This is a genomic window from Streptomyces sp. NPDC093097, assembly GCF_044754325.1.
GTDB lineage: Bacteria > Actinomycetota > Actinomycetes > Streptomycetales > Streptomycetaceae > Streptomyces.
In genome coordinates this window covers 61281-88190 of sequence record NZ_JBIVOW010000028.1, presented here as the reverse complement: position 1 = coordinate 88190, position 26910 = coordinate 61281, and the positions used below count along the sequence as shown (strand labels likewise).

The following is a 26910-nucleotide window of genomic DNA, read 5'->3' as shown; positions in this document are numbered from 1 at the left end:
CCCGGGACACCAGGAGGAACGATCCGCAGCGACCCGTCCAACACATACGCCCGGGCATTCCAGATCGGCCGCCCGATCGGCACCGGACCCGAACCGCCATCCGAACCACCATCCGAACCAACCGAACCATCCGATGCCACCGCGTGCACGACGGCATCGATCGTCGCCTCCGTCGGCCCGTAGAGGTTGTGCACCTCCACCGACCAGGCATCAGCCACCCGAGCCGCCAACTCCCCCATCAGCGGCTCACCGCCGCACAACACAGCCCGCAGACACCCAGGAACCGCCCCAGTGCCACCGCCCAACACCAACGACAGGTGCGAGGGCACAAACTGTGCAACCGTCGCCCCGAAGTCCTGTATCCAGCCGATGAGGGCATCGGGATCCTGGTTGGCGTCGGTCGGCATCACGCACACCGACGCACCGTGGAGCAGCGGCAGCCAGATCTCCCACACGGAGGCGTCGAAGCTCGGCGATGTCCGGGCCAGCACCCGGTCCTCGGGCGTCAGTGCGAGGTGGTCGGCCATCCACGCCATGTGATGCGTCACCGACGCATGAGTCACCACCACCCCCTTCGGACGCCCCGTAGAACCCGAGGTGTAGATGACATACGCCGCACCCGCAGCAGACACCACACCACCCGGAACGGAAGTACGGCCGACAGACCACGACGCCGAATCGTCCATCACCACCAACGGCACATCCGTCGACGGCAGTTGCTCCCGAACGGCCCGACCCGTGACCAGCAACTTGGGACGAGCATCCTCCAACAGATACGTGATACGAGCAGCCGGATAAGCCGGGTCCACCGGCAGATACGCCGCCCCCGCCTTCAACACCGCCAACATCGCCACAACCATCTCCGCAGTCCCCGGCAACGCCAACGCCACCAGATCCTCCGAACCGACCCCACACCCCACCAAGTGATGCGCCAGATCGTTGGCCTCCACCTCCAACTCGGCATACGTCAACACACGCCGACCATCACGCACCGCCACCACACCCGGCGTCCGCCCCACCTGCGCACTGAAGAGCCCCGGTACCGTCGATGCCGGCACCCGGCGGATGCTGCCCTGCCCCTGTTCGCACATGCCGGCGCGTTCGTGTGCGTCCAACAGCTCGATGTCGTCCACCCGTTGGTCGGCATCGGCGATCACTACTGCCAGCAGCCGCGACAGCCGGTCGGTCAGCGCCCGGGCCGTACCGGCCTCGAACAGCTCGGTGGAGTACTCCAGGTACCCGTCCACCCCCGCGGGCCGACCGGCCTCGTCATGGGCTTCGGTGAGTGAGAAGGTCAGGTCGAACTTGCTGACACCCGTGTGAACGGGCTGGCCTGTCACCGTGATGCCCGGCAGACCAAGCTCGGCCGCGGCCTGGTTCTGCAGCACCAGCATGACCTGGAAGAGCGGATGATGGCTCTGCGACCGTGCCGGATTCAGTGCCTCCACAACGCGGTCGAACGGCACGTCCCCATGGGCGTAGGCGGCGAGATCGAACTCCCGCACCCGCTGGAGCAGTTCACGGAAGGTGGGCTCGCCCGACACATCGGTGCGCAGCACAAGGGTGTTGACGAAGAACCCGACCAGGTCGTCCAGGGCCTCATCGGTCCGGCCGGCCACCGCCGTGCCGAGCGGGACGTCGTCACCGGCGCCGTGCCGGGACAGCAGGAACGACACCGCCGCCTGCACCACCATGAACAGGGTGCAGCCCGAGGCGCGCGCCAACTCGACGAGTGCCTGGTGCTCGTCCGCCGTGAGGAGGAAGGGCACGGCGTCGCCGCGGTGCTGCGATACCGCAGGCCGGGGGCGGTCCAGTGGAAGTGCCAGCGTTTCGGGTGCGCCGGTCAGCGCACGGCGCCAGAAGTCCAGTTGGCGTGTCGTCAGGCTCTCGGGGTCGGACTCCTCGCCCAGCAAGCGCCGCTGCCACAGCGTGTAGTCGGCGTACTGCACAGGCAACGGCGACCACGCGGGAGCCCCGCCCTCGGCACGCGCCCGATAGGCAGCGCCCAGGTCCCGGGCCAGCGGTGCCAACGACCAGCCGTCCGCCGCGATGTGATGCACCACCAGCACCAATACATGCGTCTCGGCGCCCAGCCGCAGCAACCGCACCCGTATCGCAGGGTCTTGCGATACGTCGAAGGGTTCGGTCGCCGCGGACCGGATCGCTTCGTCGGCCCATTGCCCGGCCGTGGCCGGATCTCCGTCGCCCGGCGCGTCCTCGCAGCGCAGCGACACCAGGCCGGCTGCTTCCGCCGTGTCGCAGACATGTTGGCGCGGTGCTCCGCCTTCCTCGACGAAGACGGTGCGCAGGGTCTCGTGGCGTTCGACGACATCGGCGAGCGCGTCGCGCAGGGCGTCAAGGTCCAGGGGGCCGTCGAGCCGCAGTACCAGCGGGATGTTGTAGGTGGCGCCGGGCCCTTCGAGCCGGCCCAGGAACCACAGGCGTTGCTGGGCGAAGGACAGCGGGAGGTCGTGCGGACGCTCCTCGCGTACGAGGGCGGCCCGTGCCCGGTCGACCGTCTCCAGCGCGGTGGCGAGTTCGCTGACGGTCGGGTGCTGGAAGAGCGTGCGCATGTCCAGTTCGGCGTCGAGTGCCGAGCGCGCGCGGCTGACCAGGCGCGTCGCCAGGAGCGAATGCCCGCCGAGGGCGAAGAAGTCGTCGTGTACGCCGATGCCGTCGGTGCCGAGGACGTCGGCGAACAAGGCGAGCAGCAGTTCCTCACGGACGGTGCGCGGGCCGCGCCCGGCGGCGGTGCGTTCCGGCACGCGGGGTTCGGGCAGGGCGCGGCGGTCGACCTTCCCGTTCGGCGTCAGCGGGAGTGCCGCGAGTGCCACGAAGAGGGACGGGACCATGTAGGGGGGAAGTACGCGGGCCAGTGACGCGGACAGTTCGCTCTCGTCCATGGTGGAGCCGTCCACCGGGACCACATAGCCCACCAGTTGCCGGTCGCCGGGCAGGTCCTCGCGTACGACGACACAGGCGGCGGCCACTGAGGGCAGTCCGGCGAGGACGCTTTCGATTTCGCCGGGTTCGATGCGGTGGCCGCGGAGTTTGACCTGGTCGTCGTCGCGGGAGAGGTAGACGAGCCGGCCGTCGGCGTCCCATCGCACGAGGTCGCCGGTGCGGTACATGCGCCCGCCCGACGGATCGAAGGGGTCGGCGACGAAGCGGGTCGCGGTCAGCCCCGGACGGCCTGTGTAGCCGCGTGCGACGCCCTGGCCTGCCACGTACAACTCGCCCGCGACCCCGGGAGGTACGAGCCCCAGGGCGGAGTCGAGGACGTAGGCGCGCATGCCGTCCAGGGGGTGGCCGATGGGCGGCGGTCCCGTGGGGGTTTCGGCGGCGACGTGGTGGCGGGTGGCGAAGGTGGTGGTCTCCGTCGGCCCGTAGACGTGGTGCACGCGGGTGGCCGGCAGTTCGCGGGCGAGATGCTGCATGGCGCCGGGCGCGGCGCGTTCGCCGCCGGTGCAGACCGCGCGCACCCCGGTGAGGGCTTGCGGGTCGACTTCGGCGATGACGTTGAACAGGGCGGTGGTCAGGAACAGAGCGGTGACGTGCTCCGCGGTGACGACATCACGCAGGACATGGGGCTCAAGGGCACCCTCCGGAGCAACGACCACCCGCCCACCGTTGAGAAGCGGCACCCAGATCTCGAAGGTCGAGGCATCGAAGACATAGGCAGAATGCAGAAGCACCGCATCGGCGACACCGCCCGCCCAGGCACTGTCGGCGGCCAACGCCGCCACATCCGCATGCGAGACCCCAACACCCTTGGGTATCCCCGTCGAACCAGACGTGAACATCACATACGCCAGCCGCTCACCACCCACCCCCACAGGCAGCGCAGCAGCCCCCGCCGGCGCACCATCGACCACCCGCCCCACGGCATCGACCACCACGACCGGCAGGGACGCGCGCACTTCCTCGACCCACGCCTGGTCGGCCAGCTCCTCGCCGACGATCAGCACCCGGACACCACTGACATCCGCAACCTGACGCAGCCGCTCCACGGGCCAACGAACGTCCAACGGCACATACGCACCGCCCGCCCGCACCGCCGCCAACGACGCCGTCACCACAGCGACGCAGCGCCCCAGCAGCACACCCACGCCACCCTCGGCCGCTACACCACACCCCACCAAACACGAAGCCAGAGCCCCCGAAAGCTCCTCCAACTCCCCATACGACAGCTCCACTTCCCCACCCGACACCGCCACCGCACCCCGGTCCGCAGCCACCCGCGCCGCGAACAACCCAGGCAGCGTTGCCCGCCAGGCCGGCTCGCCGTCTCGTCGTTCGGGGTGGGCGCCGCGACCTGCCGCAAGCACCTGCCCGGCAGTCTGCTCGTCGAGCAGTGCGAGGCGGGAGAGGGGAGAGTTCACGTCGGCCCGGGAGAGTTCGGCGACCAGCGTGGTGATGCCCTGCTGGTGCGGCCTGACGTCCTCGGGACGGTAGAGGTCCGGGTTCACGTCGAAGCCGATCAGCGGCCCCTTCCCCTCCGACCGCTCGGAGATGAAGAGGGAGATGTCGTCGACCGGCCCGGTGGACAGCAGCCTGGAGACGCCGGTGCTTCCGGCGAAGTCGAGGTCGTACTCATAGGGCATGACGTTCACTACCACGTCGCACAGCCGCGCCGTGTCACCGGTGATCCTGAGGTCGCGTACGAGCTGTTCCCTGGAGTAGCGACGGTGCCGCAGCGCCAGCCGCATCTCGGCGGCGACGGCCCGTACCAGTGCCTCGACGGTCATGCCCGGGGTGATCTGTACGCGCAGCGGGAGGATGTTCGCCGTCATGCCCGGGGTCGTGCGCAGGCGGCCGGGGCGGCCGTTCGAGGCGAGTCCGATCGTCACGTCGCCGGTGCCGGTGACGCGGCTGAGGTATGCGGCGACCGCGCTCACGAAGACGGCGGACCAGGTGGTTCTGGTCGCGGTGGCCAGTCCGCGCAGGCCGTCCATCACCTGCGGGTCGAGAGTCTCGCCCTGGTGCAGGTGGTTGCCGCGCACCGCATGCTGTTCGCCGCCTTCTCCCGGTTGCGAAGGGCCGTTCCGCGGCGTGGGGGTGTCGTCGCCCGCTCGGTGCGCGGCGGCGAGAAGCGCGTTTCCGGTGTCGCGGCCGGTCCTGGCGATATCAGCGAATTTCTCGGTCCAATACGCCTGGTCCCGTTCGAAATCCGGCGAATGCCGATACGTCGTCTCGTCGTCTACGAGGGCACTGAGCGGAGCGAATAACTCCGGGGCTGCTTCGCCGTGCACCGCGGCGGTATATGTCTCGGCCGCCTTGCGTGCGAGAACGGAGGCTCCGAGGCCGTCCATCACCATGTGGTGATAGCGGATGTACCAATAGTAGCGATCGGGGCTCAGTTTGAGCAGAACGAAGGCGTGGTGCGGCGGGGCCAGCGTGCCGGTGGTGGCCATGTCGGTGGCCATGAAGCGCTCCGCGGCGCCGGCCGGGTCCGCCTCGGTGGAGACGTCGACGAGGCGTGGACGTCCCGGTGACGTGCGCAGCACGCGCTGGCGGATGCCGTCCTCCTGCTCCAGGAACTCGGTATTGAGGCTTTCGCAGTCACTGCTGACTTTTTCGAGCGATGCCAGGAACAGGGCCTCGTCCAATGGGCCCTGGATTTCTATGCATTCACCGATGTTGTACTTCGGGCTCAGCGGATCCAATTGCTGCCCGTACCACACCCCCTGCTGCGACATCGTCAGCGGGAGGAGGCGAGCGTGGTTTTTCTGCATAGTGCTTCCGCCCTTTCAGGGGGTGTGTTTCGGCCACCACTTCAGGGCTCGTGAAGGCATCCGAGATCACCGGAGTCAGACGACACCCTGAAGGTGGGGCAACGGCCCGAAGAATTACCGTCGTTCGCCGTGCCTGCCATCCCCGGAAATCCCTTTCGGGCATGGCGAACAGGCGTTACCGGCGAGAACCGAAACAGAAGAATTGATGTACATGCGCATCACCGCCCGGCATGGGCGATGGCGGTTCGAACGGCCGGCGACCACGCGGCGCCATCGGCGGGCGCGCCCTCAACCGGGCGCGCCTCCGCCTTACTTGCCCTGGTCACGGCCGCAGGCTAGGAGCCCTGATCCCCCATGGCCGCGGCCAGACTGGCCGGTCGCATGTCGGTCCAGGTGGACTCGATGAATTCCAGGCACTCCTGGCGCGACCCCTCGGTCCGCGCGACCTGCCATCCGCCCGGCACCTCCGTGGTGGCGGGCCAGAGCGAGTACTGACGCTCCTCATTGACCAGAACGACGAATCGGGCCGACTCATCGTCAAAAACGTTGGCCATAGCTTCCCCCTGCTCCTTCCCTCCTGCTGACAAACCGGGAGGTGATCGGGATCGCACCGCATCCCGCCCCCACTTACGCGCTACGGCTTTGACCGATATTCCGTACGGAAATCGGGCGAGCGTCAGTACGGTACACCACAAAACCTTCACACCTGACCAGTCCGGTGAACCGATCCGCCTATGTGATCACACGCCACGGTGGGAGCAACGGCGCGCACCTCGTAAGTCTCCGGCCGTTCCCACTTTCCCGTGGGCGTCACCGACCTGCCGATTCACGAGCAAGAAACACCAGGTCTTTGCCTTTGACACGCGCACGACGCCCTCCGGTTGGCGAAATGCAGCCGCCCCTTGGCTGATTCCGCACAGGCGGACAACACTCCCCCGTCGCGCTCGACACACTTTGCACCCCGGGGCGCATAGAAGCTCCACCACCGCTCAAACAAGCTTCCATACGCCCCCAATGCACCCTTGCGGAACCATAAAAGAGAGCGCTACGGCTACCGAGTCCTTGCGGTAGCACCGAGGCTCTTCGCCGCCTTCCGCCTCGATCCGTCCCTCCCGCGCCCGGTAGTCGGCCAGGACCACTGCGTCGGGCAACTCGCGCCGGCGGGTCTCGTCAGTTGGGACCGGCCGGACCACGCCTCCAGAACAGGGCGAGGAGCAACCGCACCCCCCGAGCTTCCCGATCGCCGGACATGGCATCGGCATCCGCGCGGCGACGCTCGTCTGTATGCAACTGCCGAGGCAGGCACCCAGGTAGCGGCGAGTAGGGCGGGAGCGAGCGACGCACAGAGCAGAGCCGACCGCCCGACTCCACCGGCCCGACTCCCCCGCTGAACGACGCGGCAAATACCTGACGGCAGGTGTCAAGTTATGGAGGGACGCTCCCCCAGCACCGCAACACGTGCCGTGCCTTTCCGCATGAACGGAGCCAACCCTGATGCACACCACCATGGACCCCCGGCCGCTGCTGGAGCGCGCGACCGGCCAGTTCGCCACCCTGATCGCGGCCGTCGAACCCGGACGGCTGGCGGACCCCACACCCTGCACGCAGTACGACGTCCGCGCCCTGATCGGCCACGTGCTGGGCAATACACTCGCCTACGCCCACATCGCCGAGGGCGGTTCGATCGCCGATGCCCCAGGAGACGTCCGGGACGTCCCGGACGATGACTGGGCGGCGGCGTACAAGGCATCCGCACAGCGACTGGTCGCGGCGGGGCGTGCCCTGTCCGACGGTGCACTCGACCGCACGGTGGACCTGGGCTTCGCACAGATGCCGATGCGCGCCGCGCTGGGCGCGATCGTCATGGAGATCGCCACGCATACCTGGGATCTGCGGGAGGCCTTGCAGGTGTCCCCTGAACTCGACCCCGAACTGGCCGAGTTCTCGCTGGCGTACGCGCGCGCGACCCTGCCGCCGACGCGGCGCGGCGCGCCGGCGCCCTTCGAGCCGGTGCGGCCCGCTCCCGAGGGGACGGACGCCTATGGAAAGCTGGCTGCCTGGCTGGGACGGGAGGTGCACAGTGGCACTCCTGAGGCTTGAGCCATGACCTTGAAAGCTCCCCACACCATGCGGTTCGCAGGCTGCGCCAGTCGGTCGGCGAGCAGGCAAGTCTGAGGAACGCCTCGTGGATGTCGTCGCGAACTCCCGGCGCATCACAAGTCCTGGCCGGCCGTGGTGCACGGCCGGCCAGAACTCGACCCCCCACCCTCCCCCACTCGGCACGGCTCTGCCGTGGCAGGCCGACCGGCGGAGAACGAACGGCGTCGCGCGGTGCGCTGCGTGGTACGGCTGGGGCCGCTGAGGGTCTGCCCGGCGGAACGCGATCTACTCTGGCCGTATGGAGATCGCCAAGCTGCCCGCCGAGGCGCGGGCCAGACGTGCCGCCGAGATACGGGAGTTCCTGCGGTCGCGGCGGGCCCGGGTGACCCCGGCCGATGCCGGGATGGCGGTCGGTGACGGGCACCGTCGCCGCACCCCTGGGCTGCGCCGCGAGGAGGTCGCGGTGCTCGCCGGGGTCGGGGTGTCCTGGTACACATGGCTGGAGCAGGGCCGGGAGATCAACGTGTCCGGGGAGGTGCTGGATGCGATCGCCCGGGTGTTGCGGATGGACGGTGTGGAACGCCGGCACCTCTACCTGCTGGCCGGGCTGAACCCGCCGCAGACACCCCCGGCCACCGGCCGCCGGGTCCCGGACGAGCTGCGTGATGTCATCGACTCCTGGCTGCCGCGCCCCGCCTACCTGATCGACCGGCACTGGAACCTGGTGGCGGTCAACCGCGCGGCCGAGCTGGTCTTCGGCTACCGCGAGCAGGACCACAACTGCCTGGTCACCTTCTTCACCGGCGCCCGCTATCGCTCCTCGCTGGTTCATTGGCAGGATGCCGCGCGGGCGATCGTCGGCCAGTTCCGGGCGGAGGCCGCCCGCTACCCGGAGGACGCCGAGTTCGGCCGACTCACCGCGGACATGTGCGCCGCCAGCCCGGAGTTCGCCGAGATCTGGGCCGAGCACGCTATCCGTGACGCGACGAACGGCACCAAGACCGTCGCCCACCCGGAGGCCGGCGAACTCACCTTCGTCTACACCACGTTGATCCTTCCCGACCTGCCCGGCCACCGCCTGTTGCTGCACACCCCGGCGACGGGCACGGACACGCAGGAGCGGCTGGTCAGCCTGTTGCAGGCCGCGGTCACCCCGCCCGGCTGACCACGCCATGGTGGCGGTGTCCGATCGGCTGCCGGCCGCGAAGGTGGTGGTGGCAGACCCAGGTTCATCCCGCACTGCTGAACCTCCGCTCGCCGGCGGAGGATCAGCGGCATGAAGCGATTCACGAACCGCACTGTTCTGATCACCGGTGGCACCTCCGGCATGGGCCTGGCCACCGCCCGCCGCCTGCTCGATGAAGGCGCCTACGTCGCCATCACCGGCCGGGACGACTCCCGGCTGGAGAAGGCGGCCGCCGAACTCGACGCCGGAGCACGCCTGCTGACCGTCCGCGCCGATGCCGCGAATCTCGCCGACCTGGACGCGTTGATGCGCCGCATCGAGACCTGGCGCGGCAGCCTGGACGCCGTCTTCGCCAACGCCGGCACCGGTGTCTTCAAGCCCAGCGCCGAGCTCACCGAGGCCGACTTCGACCACTCCACCGACGTCAACTTCAAGGGCGTGTTCTTCACCGTCCAAAAGGCGCTGCCGCTGCTGAAGGAAGGCAGCGCCGTCGTCCTCAACGCCTCCTGGACGCTGTACCGCGGCATGCCCATCGCCTCCGTCTACTCCGCCACCAAGGCCGCCGTCCACAACCTGGCCCGCACCCTCGGCTCCGACCTGGCACCACGCGGCATACGCGTCAACTCCGTGAGCCCCGGCTACATCGACACCGAGATGTACCGCGGCGCCACCTCCTCCGACCCGGAGGCCAACGCCCGCAATGCCGCGCAGGTGCCGTTGGGCGCCGTCGGCCACGCCGCCGAGGTCGCCGCCGCCGTGGCGTTCCTCGCCTCCGACGACGCCTCCTACATCACCGGCCAGGACCTGGTGATCGACGGCGGCCTGGTCGGCTCCCTCCCCAACCACTGACGCCGGGTCCGCTCCGCTGCCAGGGCCACGGACCGAGCTCCCGCGTCGGCGGGGAGAACACTGTCCGGCGGGACGGCCTGGCGGAATATGCCAACGCCGGGGCTTGGCCGAGGGGACGTCTTACAACCTGCCGGCCACAGCGTTCCCCGCCGACACCGAGAATTTTCCGACCGTGTGCAAGCTGATCGCCGGCAGTTTCAATTCGCCCCGCACGCCCGCCTGTTCCTAAGGTCCAAGCACCTCGGTCTTGCTCAGCTCACCACGGATCGTCCGCGAGGGTTCATGATTTCCTCTCGGTGGCGAGTTCGGCGATCCGGCGCAGGGCGTCGGTTGCGATCGGCGGGAATCCTGCCTCGTCGAGGGCGCGCTGGGCCTGCTCACGGCGGACGCCGATCATGTGCTCGACCTCGTCGCGGGCGCCGGTGGTGGTGAGGATGCCGCGGACGAGAGCGGCGTCGTCCTCGGCCAGTGCCGGGTTGCCGACCAGGAGCTCCAGGGCCGTGCGTTGGCCAGGGTCGCCCCGCTGGAGGGCGAGGGCCAGAAGCACGGTGTGCTTGCCGCTCCGCAGATCGTCCAGGCAGGGCTTACCGGTTGTCTCGACCTCGCCGAATACGCCCAGGAGGTCATCGCGGAGTTGGAAGGCTTCGCCCAGCGGTACGGCGTAGGCGGTCAGGGCGGCAAAGTGCCTGGCCTCGGCACCGGCGAGGGCCGCCCCCAGGTGCAAGGGGCTCTCACAGGTGTACAAGGCGGTCTTGTGCCGGACGATCTTCAACGCCGCTTCGCAGTCCTCCGTGGGACGGCCCTGGGCCAGCAGATCGAGGTACTGCCCATATCCCACGCCGGTACGCATGCGATCGACCACCCGCAAGGCCGCCACCAGTCGGTCCGGTGCGAGACCAGCGTTGTGCAGCATCTCGGCGGACCAGGCAAAGGCCACATCACCGATGAGGATGGCGACGTTCCGTCCGAACTCCTCCGCGTCCAGGCGGTCGGCGTGGCGGGCGGCCACCGCGCGGTGAACGGTGGGCTGTCCGCGTCGGGTGTCGCTGGCATCCATGATGTCGTCGTGGACGAGGGCGGAAGCATGGGACATCTCCAGCGACGCTGCCGCACGGATCACCGGGCCGGTGTCCCCCCGCCCCTCGGCGGCATACCAGCCGATCACGCACAGCAGCGGCCGGATGCGCTTGCCGCCCGAGGAGACGAAGTCGCGCATCAGCAGTGCGACGTCGCCAGGCAGACAGGCGGCAATGGCCGCATCGGCCTTCTCGGTCAGGAAGCCTTCGAGCACGGCCTCGATCTCGCGACGGATCTCCAGGAAGTCCAGCGAAGAGTCGGCAGAGGAGGGAGAGGAAACGCCCATTCAGCCTTCTCTCTCACGCACAGAGTCCGAGTGAATCTCCCGGTGGCTCATCCCGCCCGGGAATCCATCTCGGCGCGCCCGCACAACCGGGCCGGCCACGCTCACCTACCGCAGCTCCTCGACATCGAAGAAGCGGACGTCCTGAGCCGAGACGGGCTGCCGACCGAACCGTCGTGTTCTCGTAGGCGACCGCATGCCGCAGAACGTGCCCGACACCACTACCCCACTCGACACGACCGTGATCAACTCGCACAGAGTGACGCGACCCGGCCGCCAGGCGCGACTATTACGCCGACAGCGGCATGTCTCCGGTCTTCGCCCTCGTCGAGCCAAGGACGGCAAGCCATCGGGCCTGAAGCTCGTCCGCGCGACGGCACGTGGTGGGGCTGAGGTGTCGCCGCGCCTCCCCCACCACCCGGGCGGAGCTCACAGAGTCTGAAGTGGGGATCGCGGAGCGGTGGTTGCCGGATGGCGAAGGTGCCGACCCGGCCGCGAGAAGGCGGCCGAGCCTGCACGGAGACCGGGGACAGTCTCCCGTCCGCTGAGGGTCCAGACGGCGCGGGCCGATCTCGTCGACCCAGTCGATCGCCTCCCGCGCCGTGTCCTCGTCAGCGATCGGAACGGGCGTCCTCATCCGTCCAACCGCCCCAACCGCCCACCCGGGGATCGTTCCCCGGTCACAGCGTCACCCGCGGGGGCTGCTGATCCGTTCGGGTTCGATCACATAGATGACCCGGACCTGGTCCCGGCCGCCGAACCACGGGTAGGGCCCGCCGAGGTACTTCTGAGCGAGCGCCTCGATGTGATCCACCGCTCCCTCGGTCGTCACCCGGACCACGCGGCCGCGGATCTGGACGTAGGAGGTGGGATCCGAGGGGTCGGAGACCGCGACGGCCACCCGCGGGTCGCGGGCGATGTTCCGGGTCTTCTGATGCGATTCGACGCTGTTGATCAGGACGTGCTCGCCGTCGGTGTCCACCCATGTCTGGGTGAGCTGGGGCGAGCCGTCGGGCATCGTCGTGGCGAGGTAGCAGGTGCTGGGGTGGCGCAGCAGCGCCACCACGTCCTCGCCGAGGGGGACGGGCATGGGTTTCTCCACGGTTCGGTTCGGGGTGTTCCGGGTCTACGCTAACTCCCCGTTCCGATCGGTCATTTCATGGCGGTATGTCCCCTACTGTGATCCGCCGCCCGGTGATCGTCGAAGACGGCTCCTATGCTGATGCGCCGTCCGCTCCACCGGGTGGTGGGGAGGCGTGATCGCCGTGCTGCCCCTCAAGCTTCCGCCACGTCGCCAACAGCACCGGCAGTGCGGCCAGTTGCGCCGCGACGGAGAACGTCACGAGCGCGGTGAGCGAGTAGCCGTACAACAGGCCCAACGCGATGCTGCCGAGGAACCAGCACACGCCGAAGCCCGTGTCGAACAGTCCGTAGGCGAAGGCCCGTCGCCGCGGGCCGACCATCCCGGTGATCACGGCCTTGACCACCGACTCCTGTGCGGCCGTCCCCACACCCCACAGCACCACACCGATGACGGCGAGCACCGCGTTGCCGAGGAAGACCAGCGGTGCGAAGCAGGCCGTCAGTACCGTGGCCGCCACGACGGTCAGCAGCCCGCTACGGTCGAACGCCCGGCCCAGTACCAGCGCCGCCACGGCTTCGCTCGCCATCGCCACCGCGTACAGCACCGGTACCCACGCCTTCGCGACGACGTGGGTCTGCCCGAAGTGGAAAGCGATCAGCGGGTAGTCCGCGTAGGCCAGGGCCACCAGGGCCATGCCGGACAGGTAGAGCCAGAACACCCTGGGGAGTCCCTGCTGGTCAGGCGGTGCCTTGGTGACGTCGAGTTCGCCGGGGTGCGGATATTGGCGCCAGGCGACCGCGAGGACGACGAGGGTGAGGACGGCCGGTACGGCGAGCACGGCGAATCCGCCGCGATATCCGCCGTGCAGGGAGATGACCAGTGCCACGAGCAACGGTCCGACCATGCCGCCGGCCGCGTCCAGGGCCTCACGCAGGCCGAACACCCAGCCGCGCCCGAGCTCGCCGGTCGCATGGGCGAGCATCGCGTCCCGCGGCGGGTTGCGCATGGCCCGTCCTGTGCGTTCGGCGACGATCAGTACCGCAGCTGCCGGCCAGTTGCCGGCCAGGGCCAGCAGCGGCACCACAGCCATCTGCACGGTGTACCCGGCCAGTGCGATCGGCCAGTAGCGTCCGGTGCGGTCCGCCGCGTATCCGAAGGCGAAGCGCAACGCGTAGCCCAGCAGTTCTCCCAGCCCCGCCACGATCGAGATCACCGCCGCGCCGGCGCCCAACGTCCCGAGGAACGGGCCGGTGATGCTGCGGGCACCCTCGTACGTCATGTCCGCGAACAGGCTCACGACGCCGAGCAGGAGAACGAACCGAAAGGCCGAACCGCCCGACCGTACCGGGCCGGTGCGCGGCGCCGGCGCGTGCGTCACTCCTCCCCCGCATCGTGGGAGGGCTCGGCTGTGCCGTGCCGGGGCGCGCCGACCTCCCGGGGCAGTTCCAGCGCCAGGACGCGGTCGGCGTAGACGAACATCTCGAAGCGCGCCCCGTCGGGGATGCCTGGTTCCCTCTCCAGGCGGCGCAGTGCTTCCAGGGCGGTGGGGGTGTCGAGGTCGTCGTGCAGGGCTGTCCGCAGGCGGCGTGCGGTCTCGTGATGCATCGGCCGGGACGGGAAGGTGGCCCAGGTGGCCACGTGCGCACGCCATCGGGTCAGCTGCCGTGTGGCGCGGGCCAGTTCGTCCGGGGTGAGGTCGAGGGGTGCCGCATGGGGCCGGGTCAGCAGGGCCAGCCGCGTCGGGAGGAGATCTGCCGTGGACTCGGTCAGGTCCTCCTGGCTCAGTGCGCCGGAGGTGCGCGTCGGCCCGACCTCGACCACCAGGCCCGCCTCGTGCCGTGGAGCCCTGCCGCCCGGGGCGAGCACATGCACATCGGTCCGGCCACCGTACGCACTCCCGTGGGCGGCATCGGGTCCGGGAACCGCAGCCGGGTGGATTCCCATCATCCCGGCCGCGCGCGCCAGTGCCTTCGCCTCCCGCTCGGGCAGGCACGGCTCCGCATGCCGGTAGACGACCTGCCGGCCGTCGAGTTCCGCGACGCGGGCGAGGACGTCGGCTGTCAGCAGTGCCCGCAGGTTGCCCAGGCGGGCCGAGGGCTCCGCGCAGGCGGTGTGCACGCAGACCCGCAGCAGTCCACCAACTCCCTTGCGCACATCGACCAGTTGTCCCGTTCGCGCATCCCTCACGTGCACCTCACACCCACTTCCTGTCGCCGTCCTTGGTTCCGCCACGAGGGCTTGAGGGCGTCCGGCCTGCCTGCTGCCGCGCCCCTTCCCGGGAAACGGCGGTCTCGGCATACGTGCGGTCACGCCCCTCCCCGTGGCAGCCTTCGGCGGACTTGCCTGGGTCGCTCATGACGAACATGCCGCTCGCCGGCAGCTGATGGAGCGTCCTGGGAAGGTCGGCTCGTCCACCATGACCAGGGCCTCCAACGGTTCGCCGGCCCGGCCCGGTGCGCTACGCATCTCCAGGCACGCCGGTCAGTGTGCCCCGGGACGGAAGACCGGTCCACACGCCGGGCCGCACTACGCCGAACGGAGCGGATCAGAATCCGCCGTCGGCGCATTGGTGTCCGCCGGACGGTGAGAGGCAGGAAGTGGTGGCGTATATGGACCTCGGTCGACGATCCAGCCTGGAACGGCGGCTCGGCACGCGCCGATCGGTACGCGCACCGCACTCCGAGTAGACGCATTGCCAACAACCGTGGACTCGGTGACAACGACTTCCCGGAAACGTCCGGCAATGATGCATCCAGGCGGTGCGGATGACACACCGCCGACGGATGACGCGCGCCGAAGCCGGGGGAACCGTCGATGACGCCGACGCTGGTGCACGGCGCGAGGTCACCGTCGAGTCGAATGAACTCCCATGGAGGAAAGCCATAATGACCGTTCCTCGCGCACTGAGGAAGTCGGCAGTCGTCGGTATGGCCCTGGTCGGGTTGACGGCCATACCCACTTCGGCGCAGGCTTCGAGCGCCGCGCCGGCCGCGTCCTACACGGTGATGACCACCCTTGACGCCACGCCCGAGTACGCCAAGCCCGACTCTTCGTCCCAGCGCTTCGATGTGGTGCGTGCAGGCACCCCCATCAGGATCCAGTGCGAAACCACCCAGACCGCTTCGGGACTGCTGTGGTATCGCGAATACGACACGCAACCGGGCCCCGTGTGGGTCTACTCAGGCCACTTCGCCTCGCCTACGCACCCGCCCAAGTCCTGCTACTGATTTCCCCGTAGGCCCGGAGCGCCGCCGGCCACGGGCCTGACAGACCGTGTGCACGAAGCGGCCGTATGCGTCAGCGCCTGTGAATAACGCTCGGCTGGGGTTTCCCGGCCGAGCGTTGTGCGTGGCCGTTGGTGGCAGCCGGTCTTCTGGTATCGGTCTACCTTGTCCCGCTGATCGGGAGGTCGTCGCCGATCTGCTCGCGCAGCCACTGGTCGTCGTACACCTTGCTCAGGTAGTTGCGGCCGGAGTCCGGAATGACCACGACCACCAGGTCGTCCGGACCGAGCTCGGCGGCGACCCGGAGGGCCGCGGCCACCGCGGTCCCGGCCGATGCGCCCGCCAACAGCCCTTCCTCGCCGGCCAGTCGGCGGGCGGTCAACAGCGAGTCGCGGTCGGTGATCCGCTCGAACCGGTCCACCACATCGGTGTGGAACGACTCCGGCCAGGAGTCGTCCACCGTCTCGGGGTGACGGAACAGGCCGATGCTCTCCACCGCGTACGCGGTGCCGGGACCGCCCGAGTAGACGGAGGCCTCCGGATCGGCGCCGATCACCCGGACCCGGCCGTCACTGATCTCCTTGAGGTAGCCGCCAGTGCCGCTGATCGTGCCGCCGGTGCCGACGCCCGCCACCAGGTGCGTGATCCGGCCCTCGGTCTGCCGCCACAGCTCCGGGCCGGTACTGCCGTGGTGGGCACGGGGGTTGGCGGGATTGTTGTACTGGTCGGCCAGCCATGCGCCGGGGGTGGTCCGGGCGATCCGCTCCGCCGTCGACCTCGGGTGGTCGGGGTGTTCGCGGGGCACGTCGCCGGGGCAGACCACCACGTCGGCACCGTAGGCGCGCAGTACGGCGACCTTCTCGGCGCTGCTCTTCTCCGGCAGGGTGAAGACGCAGCGGTAGCCGCGTTGCGCCGCCACCATGGCCAGTCCCACCCCGGTGTTGCCCGAGGTGGTCTCCACGATGGTGCCGCCCGGTCGCAACAGCCCGGCGTCCTCGGCGGCCCGCACCATGGACAGCGCGATGCGGTCCTTGACGCTCCCGCCCGGGTTGACGTACTCCAACTTCGCGTAGACGGGGGCGGAAAGGTCCGCGGTGATGCGGTTGAGCCGTACCAGCGGGGTGTTGCCGACCATGTCGGCAAGGGATTCGTAGACGTCCATCGCAGCAGTGTGTCGGAGACGGCCGCGGCCCTGGAGCAGGCTCTCGGGCTCCGATCATGGAACGCGTCAGTTCGAAAACCGGCGGCGATCCGCACGCCGGAGTCCCCTCTGTCACTGCCTCCCCAGGGCTTCGCACCTGTCGCAGTTGTCACCGTGTGGCGGGCTCGCGCCGGCTGGCTCGGGAGTCGAGGGCGTACTGCACGGCCAGGCATCCGAGCGTCCATGCGAGGAGCAGCGTGAGACTGCCGATCAGGTGTGCGGAGTGGTAGTAGCCGGCGTCGCGCAGTGCTCGTACGGCGGCGGCCGGGGGCATGATCTGCGACAGCGGGTAGAGCCAGGGCGGCAGGAAGGACGGGGGCAGGATGCCTCCGGAGGTGGCGTTGCCGAAGATCAGCAGCACTGCGGACGCCACCGGCATGCCGACCGGGCCGCAGATCCGTAGGAGTACGCCGGCCGCCGCCGCGGTCGCCATGGCCAGCAGGCCCACGATCACGGCCACCGTGGGGAACGCGGCGGGCAGTGCGTGCAGTGCCTGGTGACCGATGACCGCCACCATGATCCCGCTCGCGACCGCGAAGACCGCCATGGACGCCACCCGGGCGACCAGGGGCAGACGCGGGGCGATCTGGTAGGAGGCGACGGAGAACAGGAAGCCGGCCAGGACCACGCCGAAGGAGGCGTAGAAGACCGACAGCCCGCGGGTGTCGCCGGAGGCCAGCGGCACCACGTCCTCGACCGTCACCGGGTGCCCGACTGCCTGGGCCGCGGCGGCCTGCAGGCTGCCGACGGTGGAGGGGCCCTGAGCGCCGGCCGCGAGGAGCACCGCGCGGTGGCCGTCCGCGACCAGGGCGGCGGGTGTCTCGTCATGGGTGACGGCGTCGCGGGCGGCGGTGGCGCTGGGGTAGCGGCGGAAGGTGTACGCGTCGGGCGCGGCGTCGTTCAGGGCGAGTTCGGCGCGTGCGGCCGCCTGGTCGGAGGCGACGATACCCAGTGGCTGGTGATGGGCTGTGGGGGCGTGGAAGGCCCCGAGATACACCGCGACGAAAACGGTCCCGATGGCCAGCGCGGTCACCACCGGGACGAGCATCGCCTTGCGGATTCCGGCGCCCGCGGAGAGCACCGGGGCGGGGATACGCGGTTCGGTGTCGACCAGCGCATGGCGGCGGTGCCGTGGCTTCGCGGCGGGGGAAGCGGGTTGCTCGTCGGCAGCGGCCCATGCCGGCGGGTCGGGGGAAGGGGCGGGCCGGGGCGGCTCGACACCTGTCGGTTGCGCAGGTGGCGGGAGGTGTTTGGTGTGGTCCATGAAACCTGTCTGCCGCTTACGCGCGGCGTGCGATGGAACGTTCTCTGGTCGGCGCCGGGGGGCTTCGGCCGGGCTTGCCGGTAACCCGCCTCGGCCCTCAACCGTCCGCGTACGCACAGACACAACGGAGGCGAGGGCTGCGATCAGTCGTCGCGTGCCTGGGGCCGACGCGGATGAGGCTAACACTAACCGCAGGAAATACTTCACTTATGCTGGCTGTCGTACGCTCGGCACGCCAGGGAGCACGACGACAGCAGAGGTGGACCACGGTGACCGGCAGCACCCCAGGGCGGCACGGGACGCAGCGGCTGCGCGCCGACGCCGCACGAAACCGGGACCAGATCCTCGCCGCGGCACGGACCGCCTTCCGCGAGTCGGGAACCGCCGTTCCCCTGGACGAGATCGCCCGCCGGGCAGGCGTGAACATCGCCACCCTCTACCGGCGCTTCCCCGACCGTGACGCCCTGATCAGCCAGGTCGCCGTGGACGGATTCACCCTCGTCCTCGACACCGCCCGCGCGGCGGCGAAGACGGCGCAGACCGACCCGCTGGCGGCCGTGGAGAATTTCCTCCAGGGCCTGGTCGACAACCGCGAGCTGCTGGCGCTGCCCCTGATCGGGGGCCCCAGGACCAACGATCCCCACGCCCTCGAACTGCAACGAGAGATCGCCGTCGCACTGGAGGAGATCCTCACCGCAGGGCGCGCCCGCAAGGCCCTCCGGCCGGACATCACCGCGGTCGACCTGATCACCACCGTCGTGCTGATCTGCCGCCCGCTGCCCCACCTTCCGCCCCAGCAGGCCACGACGCTCGCCACGCGACACCTCGGCGTCGTCCTCGACGGCCTCCGCCCGGAATGCACCCGCACCCTGCCACCGGCCCCCACCCACCAGGAGGTGACGGCCCAACTCGTGGCCGCGGACGAGCCGACCGGCGTGCCGGAGTAAGAGCTTGTCTCATGTGGCGATCTGGGCCGGCCTCTTGTAGCAGGTCAGGGCCGCTGCGAGTCCGAGGAAGGCCAGGAAGCCGAAGGTGCGCGTGGCGGGTGAGACGCCGAACGTCTCGGGAAGATGCCGCCACGCGCATCCGCTCGTCAGCACGTACACCACGGCAGTGAAACGGCGCGCTCCTCGCGTGGTGCCGTCCTCCTTCCTGCGGCCGCGAGGCGAACGAAAGGAGGGAGCAACGGAGCTACCAGGGCCCGGAGTTCGTCAGGAAGCAACCGTTGCGAGAGATCGGCACCCGCGGGAAGGCATCAGGCCTCCTTGGCGTCTCACACGTGAGGCACGTTCTGAGTCACCGGTGCCTGTAGCTCCGTCACCCAGTCGTCACGGTTCTCGGGGCACTCCAGGGTGACCTCGCGGGGGTATCCACTGGGCTGGTATCCGTTGGAGTCGATCCAGCGGGCCAGTGCCTGGGCGGTGGGAAGCACGGCGTCCATCGAACCGCGGTGCACGACGGTTGCCGCCTGGTCGAGGGACGGCAGGTCGAGGATCCGGAAGGTGCCGTCCCGAAGAGGGGCGGAGACCTGGACGGCGGCGTGGACGGTGATCCTGCCGCCGCCTTCCGGGGCGTCCTCGTAGTAGGCGATGCCAGGGCCGGTGGGGGTGATACCTGCCGCGCCCAGGCACCGGAAGAGCTCGTCGTAGAGCGGCCCGATGACCGGGCCGATGTCCTCGGGGTCGAAACTCGCGGCGGTCGCGGTCAGCTCCGCCACCCGGACGGCGGGGACGTTCTTGATGACGACGTCGTTGGTGGGCATGCGCCCCTCACTTTCGATCGCTCGGAGCCTGGCCTCGACCTGGACCAGCCGTGCCTCCGCGGCAGCCACAGCGGTCTCCAGTTCGGCCCGCCGCAGCCGCAGCATGCCGCGTAGTTCCTCGACGCCGACCTTCTCGTCCACGATGTCCCGGACCTGTTGGAGGGTGAATCCGAGGTCCTTGAGCGCGATGATCCGGTTGAGGCGCGCGAGCTGAGCCGCGGTGTAGTAGCGGTAGTTGCTGGCAGGATCGACGTGGGCCGGGCGCAGCAGGCCGGTCGCGTCGTAGTGACGCAGCATCCGGACCGAGACGCGGCCGTGTCGGGCGAAGTCTCCGATGGTGAACATGACGTCTCCGAGCTGACCGCCTGACACGGTGTGAGGGTCAAGAAGCTACTCGACGGGCCGAGAAAGCAAGAGACCAGGGACGCCACCGGCGCAGTCAAGCAAGCAGCGCCTGCCGAGACAGCGCCACGTGAGGCATCCTCCTACTGTCCCTTTGGGGCTTGCGTCGGTGATCGCGCGTCACGTCAGCAGCTGGTCGCCGAGGGGGCTGCGCAGATAGAGCACGAGGTGGCCGTGCCGGGCCCGGGTGACCAGTCGTGCGCGGTACAGGACGCCGAGGTGCTGGCTCACCGTGCCGGGGCTGGCACCCAACCGCTGGGACAACTCCGTCGTGCTGGCCGGTTGGGCGAGTAGGCCCATGAGGCGGGCGCGGGTGCGGCCGAGCAGGTCGGCCAGGGCAGCCGGCGGCTCGGTCGTGTCGGTGTGCCAGACCGTGGCGAGGCCGCGGGCGGGATACCAGATCCGGGGTGGCAGGGTGAGGTCGACGACCGTGACGGCGTGGTCACAGAACAGGGACGGCGTGAACGTCACCCCGTGTCCGTCGGCGGCCAGGTCGTGCTGCGCGGCCGGAGAGGCGTCGACGGCCAGAGTGCCGGTGCCGGAGTACCACCGCAGGCCGGGGTCGATGTCGGTGAAGAGCATGGTCGCTCCCCCGTCGGCGAAGCGGCGCGCGCGGTGGAGGATGTCGGCGCGCAGCACGGCGTGCATGCGCGGCCAGTGCGGTGCGATGACCAGGAGCCAGAGGTGTGCAGCGCCTCGGTGACCCTGCTCAGCAGGCGGAGGGGGTCGGTGTGCGCCTGCCGCAACAGGGGGTGCAGGGGATGGCCGTCGGCGGCCTGGAGGAGTTCGCGGGTGACGCGCCGGGCCGGTGTGGAGCGCAGGGCGGTGAATTCGTCGTCGATGTCGGTGCTCGGCGTCGGAGGGTGCGGTGTGAGGAAGTCGGGAACGAGACGGGTGGGGCCGACCAGTGCCTGTAGCAGGGGCCAGTCGACGTGCCGGAGCAGCGGGGCGGACTGCCGAAGCAGCGGCTGGTGTACGGCGTAGCGGACGGGGCTGCGCCAGGCTCGCAGGCTCTGGACGGTCTCTTGCAGGGGTGAGCAGGCGAAGCGGACCGAGGCCAGGTCGTCCACATCCAGGCGGAGCTGCAACATTCGGCCCACCCTAAATCTCTCGCCCTGGTGGTGATCTGACTGGTGGGATCCCACACATGACTGCCTTTGTGTCTGGCTCCGCTTCTGCTTCTGCTTCCACTTCCACTTCTGCTTCTGCTTCTGCTTCTGCTTCTGCTTCTGGGAGGGCCTCGTCGACCGCAACGTACGACCGCATCGGCGTGGGATACCAGCAGGTCCGCCGTCCCGACCCCCGTCTGGCCACCCTGATTCGCAAGGCTCTGGCCGGTGCGCGCACGGTCGCCAACGTCGGTGCGGGTACCGGCTCCTACGAGCCGGCCGGCATGGAGGTCACCGCGGTCGACCCGTCGCAGATCATGCTCGATCAGCACCCCGGCCGGCGGAAGGTCCTGGCCGGGGCGGAGAGCCTGCCTTTCGAGGACGATGCGTTCGACGCCGCGATGGCGGTGATGACGGTGCACCATTGGCCAGACCTGCACCGTGGCCTCGATGAACTGCGCCGCGTCTCCCGTCGGCAGGTCGTCTTCACGTGGGATCCGCAACATCTGCCCGAGCTGTGGCTGATCGAGGAGTACCTGCCTGAGATCCGGCAGCTCGAACACGCCCGCTTCACGCCCCTGTCCACTGCGGTGGAAGCGCTGGGCGCGCACACCGTGCTGCCGTTCCCCATCCCGCACGACTTCACCGACGGTTTCCAGATCGCGTACTGGCGGCGTCCGGAGTTCTACCTCGATCCCGTGATCCGGCAGGCGAGTTCCACGTTCGCCCAGCGTCCTGCGTCCGTGGTCGAACCGGCGATCGCGAGACTGCGCGCGGACCTCGCCTCAGGTGCCTGGCACCGCCGCCACGCCGACCTGCTGACCCGGGAATCCGTCGACTACGGCTACCGCCTGCTCATCGCGGGGCCCGGCGATTCCGACGTGGGGTGATACGGAGGGTGACGACTTCGCACCCGCCTGGGTCGTCTCCTCGCCGGCGAGGCAGATCACCCGGTGTCCGGCGCGGGCCATGAGGGCGGCCAGGAGGCCACCGACGCCGCCGGGGTCGAGGACGGCGGGGGTTCGGGGTTCTATGGTGTCGAGATTCAACGTGGCTCCTTTGGGAGGAGGGCCGGTGGTGGTGTGCGTGGGTCAGGACAGTTGACGGCCTGCCCCGCCCAGGACCGACCGCCGCCGAAAGCCAGCAGCAGGGCGGGGAGTCGGAGGGGGATCGCCGCGCCCGGACTGCTCGGCCGGGGCCAGGGGGAAGCCGCCCAACGTCTCCTGGCCCCGGCAGTTGCAGCAGCCCTGGCGTCAAGTCCCTGAGCCTCTCCCCCAGTCCGGGATACGGCGCAGCCCCGCCGCCCGCTGCCGGGCGACGGGGCTGCGATGCCGTACTGATACTCGGTCAGTGAACGATGCGGACAGCGGTGACCGTGAGGACGGAGGCGCTGACGTAGTAGACGACGAAGGCTCCGGCGAGGGTGACCTCGCGGTAGTCGCGGTCGCCGCGCTTGACCTCGGACGAGCCGTGGCCATACGGGTCGACGCCGAGCGTCTTGGGCATGGCACGCTCGAACGCCGCACGGACCTCCGGTGCCATCGCCTTCCGCGCGGCCTCGGCCGGATCGGCGTACTGGATGCGGTACCGGCTCACGCCACCCCCTCGTGATGCTCGTCGCCGTCCTGCGGAACGCAGCCGGTGAAGTCGCCGGCCCTGAGCCGGGCCACGATCGCGTCGTCCTCCTCCTCGGCGGCCGCCGGCAGGGCCCAGCGGGCCAGGACGCGGTGGAGTTCTTGGGCGGGGGTCCGTCGGACCTCGGCTTCGAAGGCGGCGCGGTCCGCCTCGGGGAGGGTGGCGCGGATGCCGTCTATCGTCGCCGGCACCTCGACGAGTACCCCGTCGATCACGGTATTCCATGTCGCCGCCGCGATCTCGCTCATGCTGAACCTCCTCGGCTACCGGCCTCACGGTACCGACTGCGAACCGGATGGCAAGCACAAACTCCCGGAACGCCCCGGTCCGTGAGGGAGTTCGCCGGGGTGCCCGCACGCGGCAGCGTCCTCATCGGGTGTCGGCCGCGGGCCTGTCGTACGAGGGACACCGCGGCCGGATCGGCTGGGGGGCGGGAACAACTCGCCGAGGGCGGGCACTTGGTCGCGCCTGCTCGCTTGCTGCGCCGGGTCGTGGGAGGCGCTGCTGCGGGTGCCCGGGGGTGCGTCAGAAGAGGGGGATGTCGTGTCCCGGGCCGCGCTCGCTGTGGGGGCGGGGGCCGAAGTAGCGGCGGTCTGCCTCCTTGATGGGCAGGTCGTTGATGCTGGCCTCGCGGCGGCGCATCAGGCCGTTGTCGGCGAACTCCCACAGTTCGTTGCCGTAGGAGCGGAACCACTGGCCTTCGGCGTTGCGGCATTCGTACTGGAAGCGGACGGCGATGCGGTTGTCGTGGAAGTCCCACAGGCTCTTGCGCAGGGCGTAATCGAGTTCGCGTGCCCACTTGGCGGTGAGGAATTCGATGATCTCTTCGCGGCCGGTGACGAAGACGTCGCGGTTTCGCCAGGCGGAGTCCTCGGTGTATGCGAGGGCGACCTGGTGGGGATCGCGGCTGTTCCAGGCGTCCTCGGCGGCCTGGACCTTGGCCAGGGCGCTGTCGAGGTCGAACGGCGGGAAGGGCGGGCGGGCGTCGGTCATGGCGGAACGGTCCTTTATTGCAGGGTGAGTTGGTCGGTCAGCGGTGGGTTGTCGGGGGCGGCGGCGACCGAGTCGGCCTGTAGCGGAAGCAGGCGGCCGGCCCTCAGTTGGCTGGGGGTGAAGTGGACGCGGCGGCCGGTGCGGTCGTCGTCGCCGGGGACGCCCGGGCGGGTCCATTCCAGGGTGGCCCGGCCGGACAGATGCAGGGTGCGGCCGGTGGTGAAATCGCAGAAGAGCAGGGCGGAGGCGGGGTCGGCCTGGAGGTTGCCGAGGGTGTTGAACATGTTGTTGCCCCAGTAGTCGGGCCACCACAGTCGTCCGTTCTCGACGCGGACGAATCCGGGCGGTCCGCCGCGGTGCGAGGCGTCGTTGCCGCGGGTGGGGTGGGTGGTGCCGATCAGGAAGGTGTCGGACCGGCGGATCAGGTTGATGTCGCCGTCGGCGAGGGTGTCGGCGTGCCGGACCGGTTCTGTGTGAGGGGTTTTCGCCGGCGTAGCGTGCAGCTGCCGGCGCTGGATGTACTGGGGGCAGTTGCCGTACACCTGCTCCGCGTCGATGCGCAGGCCGTCGTTTCCGGCGGCCGAGAGGGTGCCGTTGATCCGGAGGCGTCGGCGGGAGGCGAACTCGACCACGATCAGCCCGACCGGCTGGGGTGCCGGCAGGTGATGCAGCGGGTCGCCTTGTACGGGCAGTGCCCGCGCGTCGAGGCCGGTGGGTGAGGTGATGCGGAGGAACCCTGGGCGGCCGGTGAGGGGAGAGATCCACAGCGTGCCGTCCGCGTCGTGGGCGGTGATCGCGGCGAAGGTCCGCTCGGCCAGGAACCGGCTCACGCCGCCGCTCAGTCGGGCGGGGGCCAGCATGCCCGCGAGCCGCGCCGCGTCCCTGGTTGCGCCTGCCTGGCGCTGGACGGCCAGTTCACCCTCGTGGAAGCCCGCGGGCGTGGGGTGTGCCGGGTCGGCCATCGTGCTTCCTTTCACGTGCGGTCGGCGATGTCGCCGGCGGGTCGGTGCGGAGTGTGGCTCCGGCCTGGCCCTGGTCGGGGGTTGGGGCCGGGACGACGGGGCGGGCGCGGGTCAGGCCGCGGAGTGCGGGGCGGCCAGGGGCCGACGCGTGGGACTGCGGCCGACCCCTTGGTCATGTTCGACATCACTCCGAGCGCCTTCTGCACGTCGGCGAGCGGGTCGGCGGCCTTACCGGTCGCGTCCGCGGGCTCGACAGTCGCGAAACCAGCCAGGAGAGCGGCACTCCTTCACCTCCAATTCTAACGATTGGACGCATCGCCAACCGTCAGAACCAACCATGACACTCTCCGCCGTTCCCGTCAACGGATGACAGGGCCTACAACCGTCAGAAGCGCGGTAGCCTCGATGGCATGGACACGGACGCACCCCTGCTGGGCGAGCCGCTCCCGGTGGAGCTGATGAACACCATCTGGGCCGACCGGGACGGCGTGCACGACGCACTGCGCGACCCCGACGGCACGCGAGCCTGGCTGCATGCCGTCTCTCCCCGGATCGACCTGATGACCCCGGGCGACCTCGACGCGCTCACCCCGTCCGATCTCGACCGCCTCGGTGGCCGGCTGATCGGCCTGCGTGACGCACTGCGCCGCCTCGCCGCCGAGACCACCGAGGACGCCCGCCCAGCGTCCACATCCGCCACCCGCGAACTCGACGAGGCCGTGAGCGTGCTCAACCAGGCCGCCGGCGACACCCCGCACTGGTCGGCACTGTCCTGGACGCCCGGCCAGGCACCTTCACGTCACACCCGCACCAGCGGGCAGGCAGCCTCCGCCGCCGCCTCCGCCATCGCCGAGGAGTCCATCACGCTCTTCAGCCAGGACACCCGTCACCACCTGCGCGCGTGCCTGGCGCCGGGATGCGTCCTGTACTTCCTCAAGAACCACCCGCGCAGGGAGTGGTGCTCCCCGGGCTGCGGCAACCGCGCCCGCTCCGCCCGCCACTACCAGCGCCACCGCCGAACCACGGCCTGACAGCGGCGCAGCCGGTCTCATCGCACCGGCCGGGAGCAGACCTCCGGATCGGTCCGTCACCGACACCTGAGCACGGCCACGCCGAGCGCCACCGGCCACCACGTCCCGACCCTCGGACGGGCTCAGGGTCAGACGATCGGCAGCCCCAGCGAACGCAGCGTGCCCGGCGGCACGTCAGCGCCCTCCAGCGCGTCGGCGAGACGCAACGCGCGATCCGCGATGACGAGGTCGCGGGGGGCTTCGGGAACGACGTCGCCCGTGCCTGCCAGGCATGCAGCGATCTTGCGCCAGGAGTAGAACTCCGTGCCTTCAGGTCCGGACTCCGGCTCGGGGAATCCGCCGGCTCTTCGCTGCCTCTTGGCGAGTTCGACGAGTTCGTGATGGCCGCGCCCGCAGCGTTGTGCGGCTTCCTCCAGCGTGACGGTGTCGTCGTGGCGCACGCCGATGGCCCGCAGGCCCGGGATGAGACGGATGTTCCGTGCCACCTGCGCGACGGCGTCCAACAGCGTCGGGGATTCGATGTCGCACGACAGCTCCGTCAGCACGGCCGGGTTCGGAACGTGCGCGTATTCCTCGGGGTCGCGAGGGCCGAGGGTGTAGGAAACCGAGCCGTCGGCGAAGGCATCACAGTGGTCAAAGGCATCGGCCTGCCCGGGGGTGAGGGGCTGGTTGATGAGGAGGGTGAAGCTCCACTCGGACACGGCGACTGCCCTTTCAGTGCTGGTGGTCCCTGACGAACCGGTCAATTCGCTTTGCCTCGTTGCCGGGACTCTTCGGAGTGCCCGAGACGACATGGCGTGCTCCGCAAGAGCAGCACACCACCCAGCCCCATCGGTGCCCGTTCTTGTCCGGCAGCACCTGGCAGCCGGCATTCCTGGCCCGGTCAAGGGCCGCCGCAACATCCCCGTCTTGGTGCCGTCCCTTGGAAATCACCCGCACAACATTACTCAACGCAGCGCCATGATCGCATTAAGTAACACGCGGCAGGGGATGAACTCCCCCCAGAACAAGCC

At 69.7% G+C, this 26910-nt stretch carries 22 protein-coding genes and 3 pseudogenes; 7 read left to right on the top strand and 18 right to left on the bottom strand.

Translation table 11 applies throughout. The features are described from left to right. Together ACIQE0_RS34240 and ACIQE0_RS34235 are read right to left on the bottom strand one after the other, a co-directional pair. On the bottom strand, positions 1-5735 hold a 5735-nt coding region (locus ACIQE0_RS34240), incomplete at its 3' end, for an amino acid adenylation domain-containing protein (protein ID WP_402339222.1). 335 nt (positions 5736-6070) lie between these two features. After that, positions 6071-6289, bottom strand: coding sequence for an MbtH family protein (locus ACIQE0_RS34235; protein ID WP_366329741.1), 219 nt, complete (start codon positions 6287-6289; stop codon positions 6071-6073). Positions 6290-7229: 940 nt separating this feature from the next. Between ACIQE0_RS34235 and ACIQE0_RS34230 the strand changes: the two genes are divergently transcribed. From ACIQE0_RS34230 to ACIQE0_RS34220, 3 genes are all read left to right on the top strand, one after another. Next, the gene (locus ACIQE0_RS34230; RefSeq protein ID WP_366329740.1) at positions 7230-7835 is read left to right on the top strand and encodes a TIGR03086 family metal-binding protein; all 606 of its coding nucleotides are present in this window, start codon (positions 7230-7232) and stop codon (positions 7833-7835) included. Between the two features lie 298 nt (positions 7836-8133). Next, positions 8134-9000, top strand: a complete 867-nt coding sequence (locus ACIQE0_RS34225; protein ID WP_402339219.1) for a helix-turn-helix transcriptional regulator — start codon at positions 8134-8136, stop codon at positions 8998-9000. Positions 9001-9111: 111 nt separating this feature from the next. Then, a complete protein-coding gene (locus tag ACIQE0_RS34220; protein WP_366329738.1) occupies positions 9112-9870 on the top strand; it encodes an SDR family oxidoreductase in 759 nt (252 codons plus the stop codon). 280 nt (positions 9871-10150) lie between these two features. Here the strand turns inward: ACIQE0_RS34220 and ACIQE0_RS34215 are convergent, their stop codons facing one another. The 5 genes and pseudogenes from ACIQE0_RS34215 to ACIQE0_RS34195 all read right to left on the bottom strand — a co-directional run. After that, a complete protein-coding gene (locus tag ACIQE0_RS34215; protein WP_402339217.1) occupies positions 10151-11233 on the bottom strand; it encodes a polyprenyl synthetase family protein in 1083 nt (360 codons plus the stop codon). Between the two features lie 685 nt (positions 11234-11918). Beyond that, complete coding sequence (locus ACIQE0_RS34210) at positions 11919-12320, bottom strand: PPOX class F420-dependent oxidoreductase (RefSeq protein ID WP_366329736.1); 402 nt, start codon at positions 12318-12320, stop codon at positions 11919-11921. Positions 12321-12444: 124 nt separating this feature from the next. Beyond that, on the bottom strand, positions 12445-13611 hold the full coding sequence (locus ACIQE0_RS34205) for an MFS transporter (protein WP_402339215.1): 1167 nt from the start codon (positions 13609-13611) through the stop codon (positions 12445-12447). A gap of 77 nt (positions 13612-13688) precedes the next feature. Then, positions 13689-14501 (bottom strand): hypothetical protein, encoded by an 813-nt coding sequence (locus ACIQE0_RS34200; protein WP_366329734.1) that lies wholly within the window; start codon positions 14499-14501, stop codon positions 13689-13691. Between the two features lie 7 nt (positions 14502-14508). Then, positions 14509-14765: pseudogene (locus ACIQE0_RS34195) on the bottom strand (hypothetical protein); the annotation flags it as partial. Positions 14766-15097: 332 nt separating this feature from the next. On the opposite strand from ACIQE0_RS34195, the gene ACIQE0_RS34190 reads away from it, so the two are divergent. Further along, positions 15098-15541 (top strand): hypothetical protein, encoded by a 444-nt coding sequence (locus ACIQE0_RS34190; RefSeq protein ID WP_402339213.1) that lies wholly within the window; start codon positions 15098-15100, stop codon positions 15539-15541. Between the two features lie 196 nt (positions 15542-15737). Here ACIQE0_RS34190 and ACIQE0_RS34185 read toward each other — a convergent pair. Both ACIQE0_RS34185 and ACIQE0_RS34180 read right to left on the bottom strand, forming a co-directional pair. Next, a pseudogene (locus ACIQE0_RS34185) lies at positions 15738-16700 on the bottom strand (PLP-dependent cysteine synthase family protein); the annotation flags it as partial. Between the two features lie 148 nt (positions 16701-16848). Then, positions 16849-18003, bottom strand: coding sequence for an ABC transporter permease (locus tag ACIQE0_RS34180; protein WP_402339211.1), 1155 nt, complete (start codon positions 18001-18003; stop codon positions 16849-16851). A 269-nt stretch (positions 18004-18272) separates the two neighbouring features. Here ACIQE0_RS34180 and ACIQE0_RS34175 point away from each other — a divergent pair, with 269 nt between their 5' ends. Continuing rightward, entirely contained in the window at positions 18273-18950 is a 678-nt protein-coding gene (locus ACIQE0_RS34175; RefSeq protein WP_402339209.1) for a TetR/AcrR family transcriptional regulator, read from the top strand. A gap of 9 nt (positions 18951-18959) precedes the next feature. Here ACIQE0_RS34175 and ACIQE0_RS34170 read toward each other — a convergent pair whose 3' ends face one another. The 3 genes from ACIQE0_RS34170 to ACIQE0_RS34160 form a co-directional block, all read right to left on the bottom strand. Then, positions 18960-19109: a hypothetical protein gene (locus ACIQE0_RS34170; RefSeq protein ID WP_402339207.1), complete on the bottom strand. Its 150-nt coding sequence runs from the start codon at positions 19107-19109 to the stop codon at positions 18960-18962. Positions 19110-19276: 167 nt separating this feature from the next. Continuing rightward, positions 19277-20110, bottom strand: coding sequence for a MerR family transcriptional regulator (locus tag ACIQE0_RS34165; protein WP_402339205.1), 834 nt, complete (start codon positions 20108-20110; stop codon positions 19277-19279). Positions 20111-20287: 177 nt separating this feature from the next. Further along, on the bottom strand, positions 20288-20815 hold the full coding sequence (locus tag ACIQE0_RS34160; RefSeq protein WP_402339203.1) for an ArsR/SmtB family transcription factor: 528 nt from the start codon (positions 20813-20815) through the stop codon (positions 20288-20290). A 622-nt stretch (positions 20816-21437) separates the two neighbouring features. On the opposite strand from ACIQE0_RS34160, the gene ACIQE0_RS34155 reads away from it, so the two are divergent. Next, entirely contained in the window at positions 21438-22166 is a 729-nt protein-coding gene (locus tag ACIQE0_RS34155; RefSeq protein WP_402339201.1) for a class I SAM-dependent methyltransferase, read from the top strand. Between the two features lie 27 nt (positions 22167-22193). On the opposite strand, the pseudogene ACIQE0_RS34150 reads toward ACIQE0_RS34155, so the two are convergent. The 5 genes and pseudogenes from ACIQE0_RS34150 to ACIQE0_RS34130 form a co-directional block, all read right to left on the bottom strand. Then, positions 22194-22325 (bottom strand): annotated as a pseudogene (locus tag ACIQE0_RS34150) (ketopantoate reductase family protein); the annotation flags it as partial. Between the two features lie 298 nt (positions 22326-22623). Next, positions 22624-22872: a hypothetical protein gene (locus ACIQE0_RS34145; protein WP_402339199.1), complete on the bottom strand. Its 249-nt coding sequence runs from the start codon at positions 22870-22872 to the stop codon at positions 22624-22626. Further along, the gene (locus tag ACIQE0_RS34140; RefSeq protein ID WP_366329727.1) at positions 22869-23159 is read right to left on the bottom strand and encodes a hypothetical protein; all 291 of its coding nucleotides are present in this window, start codon (positions 23157-23159) and stop codon (positions 22869-22871) included. Before ACIQE0_RS34140 ends, ACIQE0_RS34145 begins: the two co-directional genes overlap by 4 nt. A 277-nt stretch (positions 23160-23436) precedes the next feature. Continuing rightward, positions 23437-23904: a nuclear transport factor 2 family protein gene (locus tag ACIQE0_RS34135; RefSeq protein WP_402339197.1), complete on the bottom strand. Its 468-nt coding sequence runs from the start codon at positions 23902-23904 to the stop codon at positions 23437-23439. A 14-nt stretch (positions 23905-23918) separates the two neighbouring features. Further along, positions 23919-24866: a pyridoxamine 5'-phosphate oxidase family protein gene (locus ACIQE0_RS34130; protein ID WP_402339195.1), complete on the bottom strand. Its 948-nt coding sequence runs from the start codon at positions 24864-24866 to the stop codon at positions 23919-23921. 410 nt (positions 24867-25276) lie between these two features. Here ACIQE0_RS34130 and ACIQE0_RS34125 point away from each other — a divergent pair, with 410 nt between their 5' ends. Then, positions 25277-25897, top strand: a complete 621-nt coding sequence (locus ACIQE0_RS34125; RefSeq protein WP_402339193.1) for a CGNR zinc finger domain-containing protein — start codon at positions 25277-25279, stop codon at positions 25895-25897. A gap of 128 nt (positions 25898-26025) precedes the next feature. Here the strand turns inward: ACIQE0_RS34125 and ACIQE0_RS34120 are convergent, their stop codons facing one another. Then, on the bottom strand, positions 26026-26598 hold the full coding sequence (locus ACIQE0_RS34120) for a hypothetical protein (RefSeq protein ID WP_402339191.1): 573 nt from the start codon (positions 26596-26598) through the stop codon (positions 26026-26028). Between the last annotated feature and the right edge of the window lie 312 nt (positions 26599-26910).

What these genes read in the sequence shown, in the direction of transcription:
- ACIQE0_RS34235 (WP_366329741.1), bottom strand. Translation starts at nt 6,289, where the DNA reads ATGGCCAACGTTTTTGACGATGAGTCGGCCCGATTCGTCGTTCTGGTC.
- ACIQE0_RS34230 (WP_366329740.1), top strand. Translation starts at nt 7,230, where the DNA reads ATGCACACCACCATGGACCCCCGGCCGCTGCTGGAGCGCGCGACCGGC.
- ACIQE0_RS34225 (WP_402339219.1), top strand. Translation starts at nt 8,134, where the DNA reads ATGGAGATCGCCAAGCTGCCCGCCGAGGCGCGGGCCAGACGTGCCGCC.
- ACIQE0_RS34220 (WP_366329738.1), top strand. Translation starts at nt 9,112, where the DNA reads ATGAAGCGATTCACGAACCGCACTGTTCTGATCACCGGTGGCACCTCC.
- ACIQE0_RS34215 (WP_402339217.1), bottom strand. Translation starts at nt 11,233, where the DNA reads ATGGGCGTTTCCTCTCCCTCCTCTGCCGACTCTTCGCTGGACTTCCTG.
- ACIQE0_RS34210 (WP_366329736.1), bottom strand. Translation starts at nt 12,320, where the DNA reads ATGCCCGTCCCCCTCGGCGAGGACGTGGTGGCGCTGCTGCGCCACCCC.
- ACIQE0_RS34190 (WP_402339213.1), top strand. Translation starts at nt 15,098, where the DNA reads ATGACGCGCGCCGAAGCCGGGGGAACCGTCGATGACGCCGACGCTGGT.
- ACIQE0_RS34180 (WP_402339211.1), bottom strand. Translation starts at nt 18,003, where the DNA reads ATGGACCACACCAAACACCTCCCGCCACCTGCGCAACCGACAGGTGTC.
- ACIQE0_RS34165 (WP_402339205.1), bottom strand. Translation starts at nt 20,110, where the DNA reads ATGTTCACCATCGGAGACTTCGCCCGACACGGCCGCGTCTCGGTCCGG.
- ACIQE0_RS34160 (WP_402339203.1), bottom strand. Translation starts at nt 20,815, where the DNA reads ATGCACGCCGTGCTGCGCGCCGACATCCTCCACCGCGCGCGCCGCTTC.
- ACIQE0_RS34140 (WP_366329727.1), bottom strand. Translation starts at nt 23,159, where the DNA reads ATGAGCGAGATCGCGGCGGCGACATGGAATACCGTGATCGACGGGGTA.
- ACIQE0_RS34135 (WP_402339197.1), bottom strand. Translation starts at nt 23,904, where the DNA reads ATGACCGACGCCCGCCCGCCCTTCCCGCCGTTCGACCTCGACAGCGCC.
- ACIQE0_RS34130 (WP_402339195.1), bottom strand. Translation starts at nt 24,866, where the DNA reads ATGGCCGACCCGGCACACCCCACGCCCGCGGGCTTCCACGAGGGTGAA.
- ACIQE0_RS34125 (WP_402339193.1), top strand. Translation starts at nt 25,277, where the DNA reads ATGGACACGGACGCACCCCTGCTGGGCGAGCCGCTCCCGGTGGAGCTG.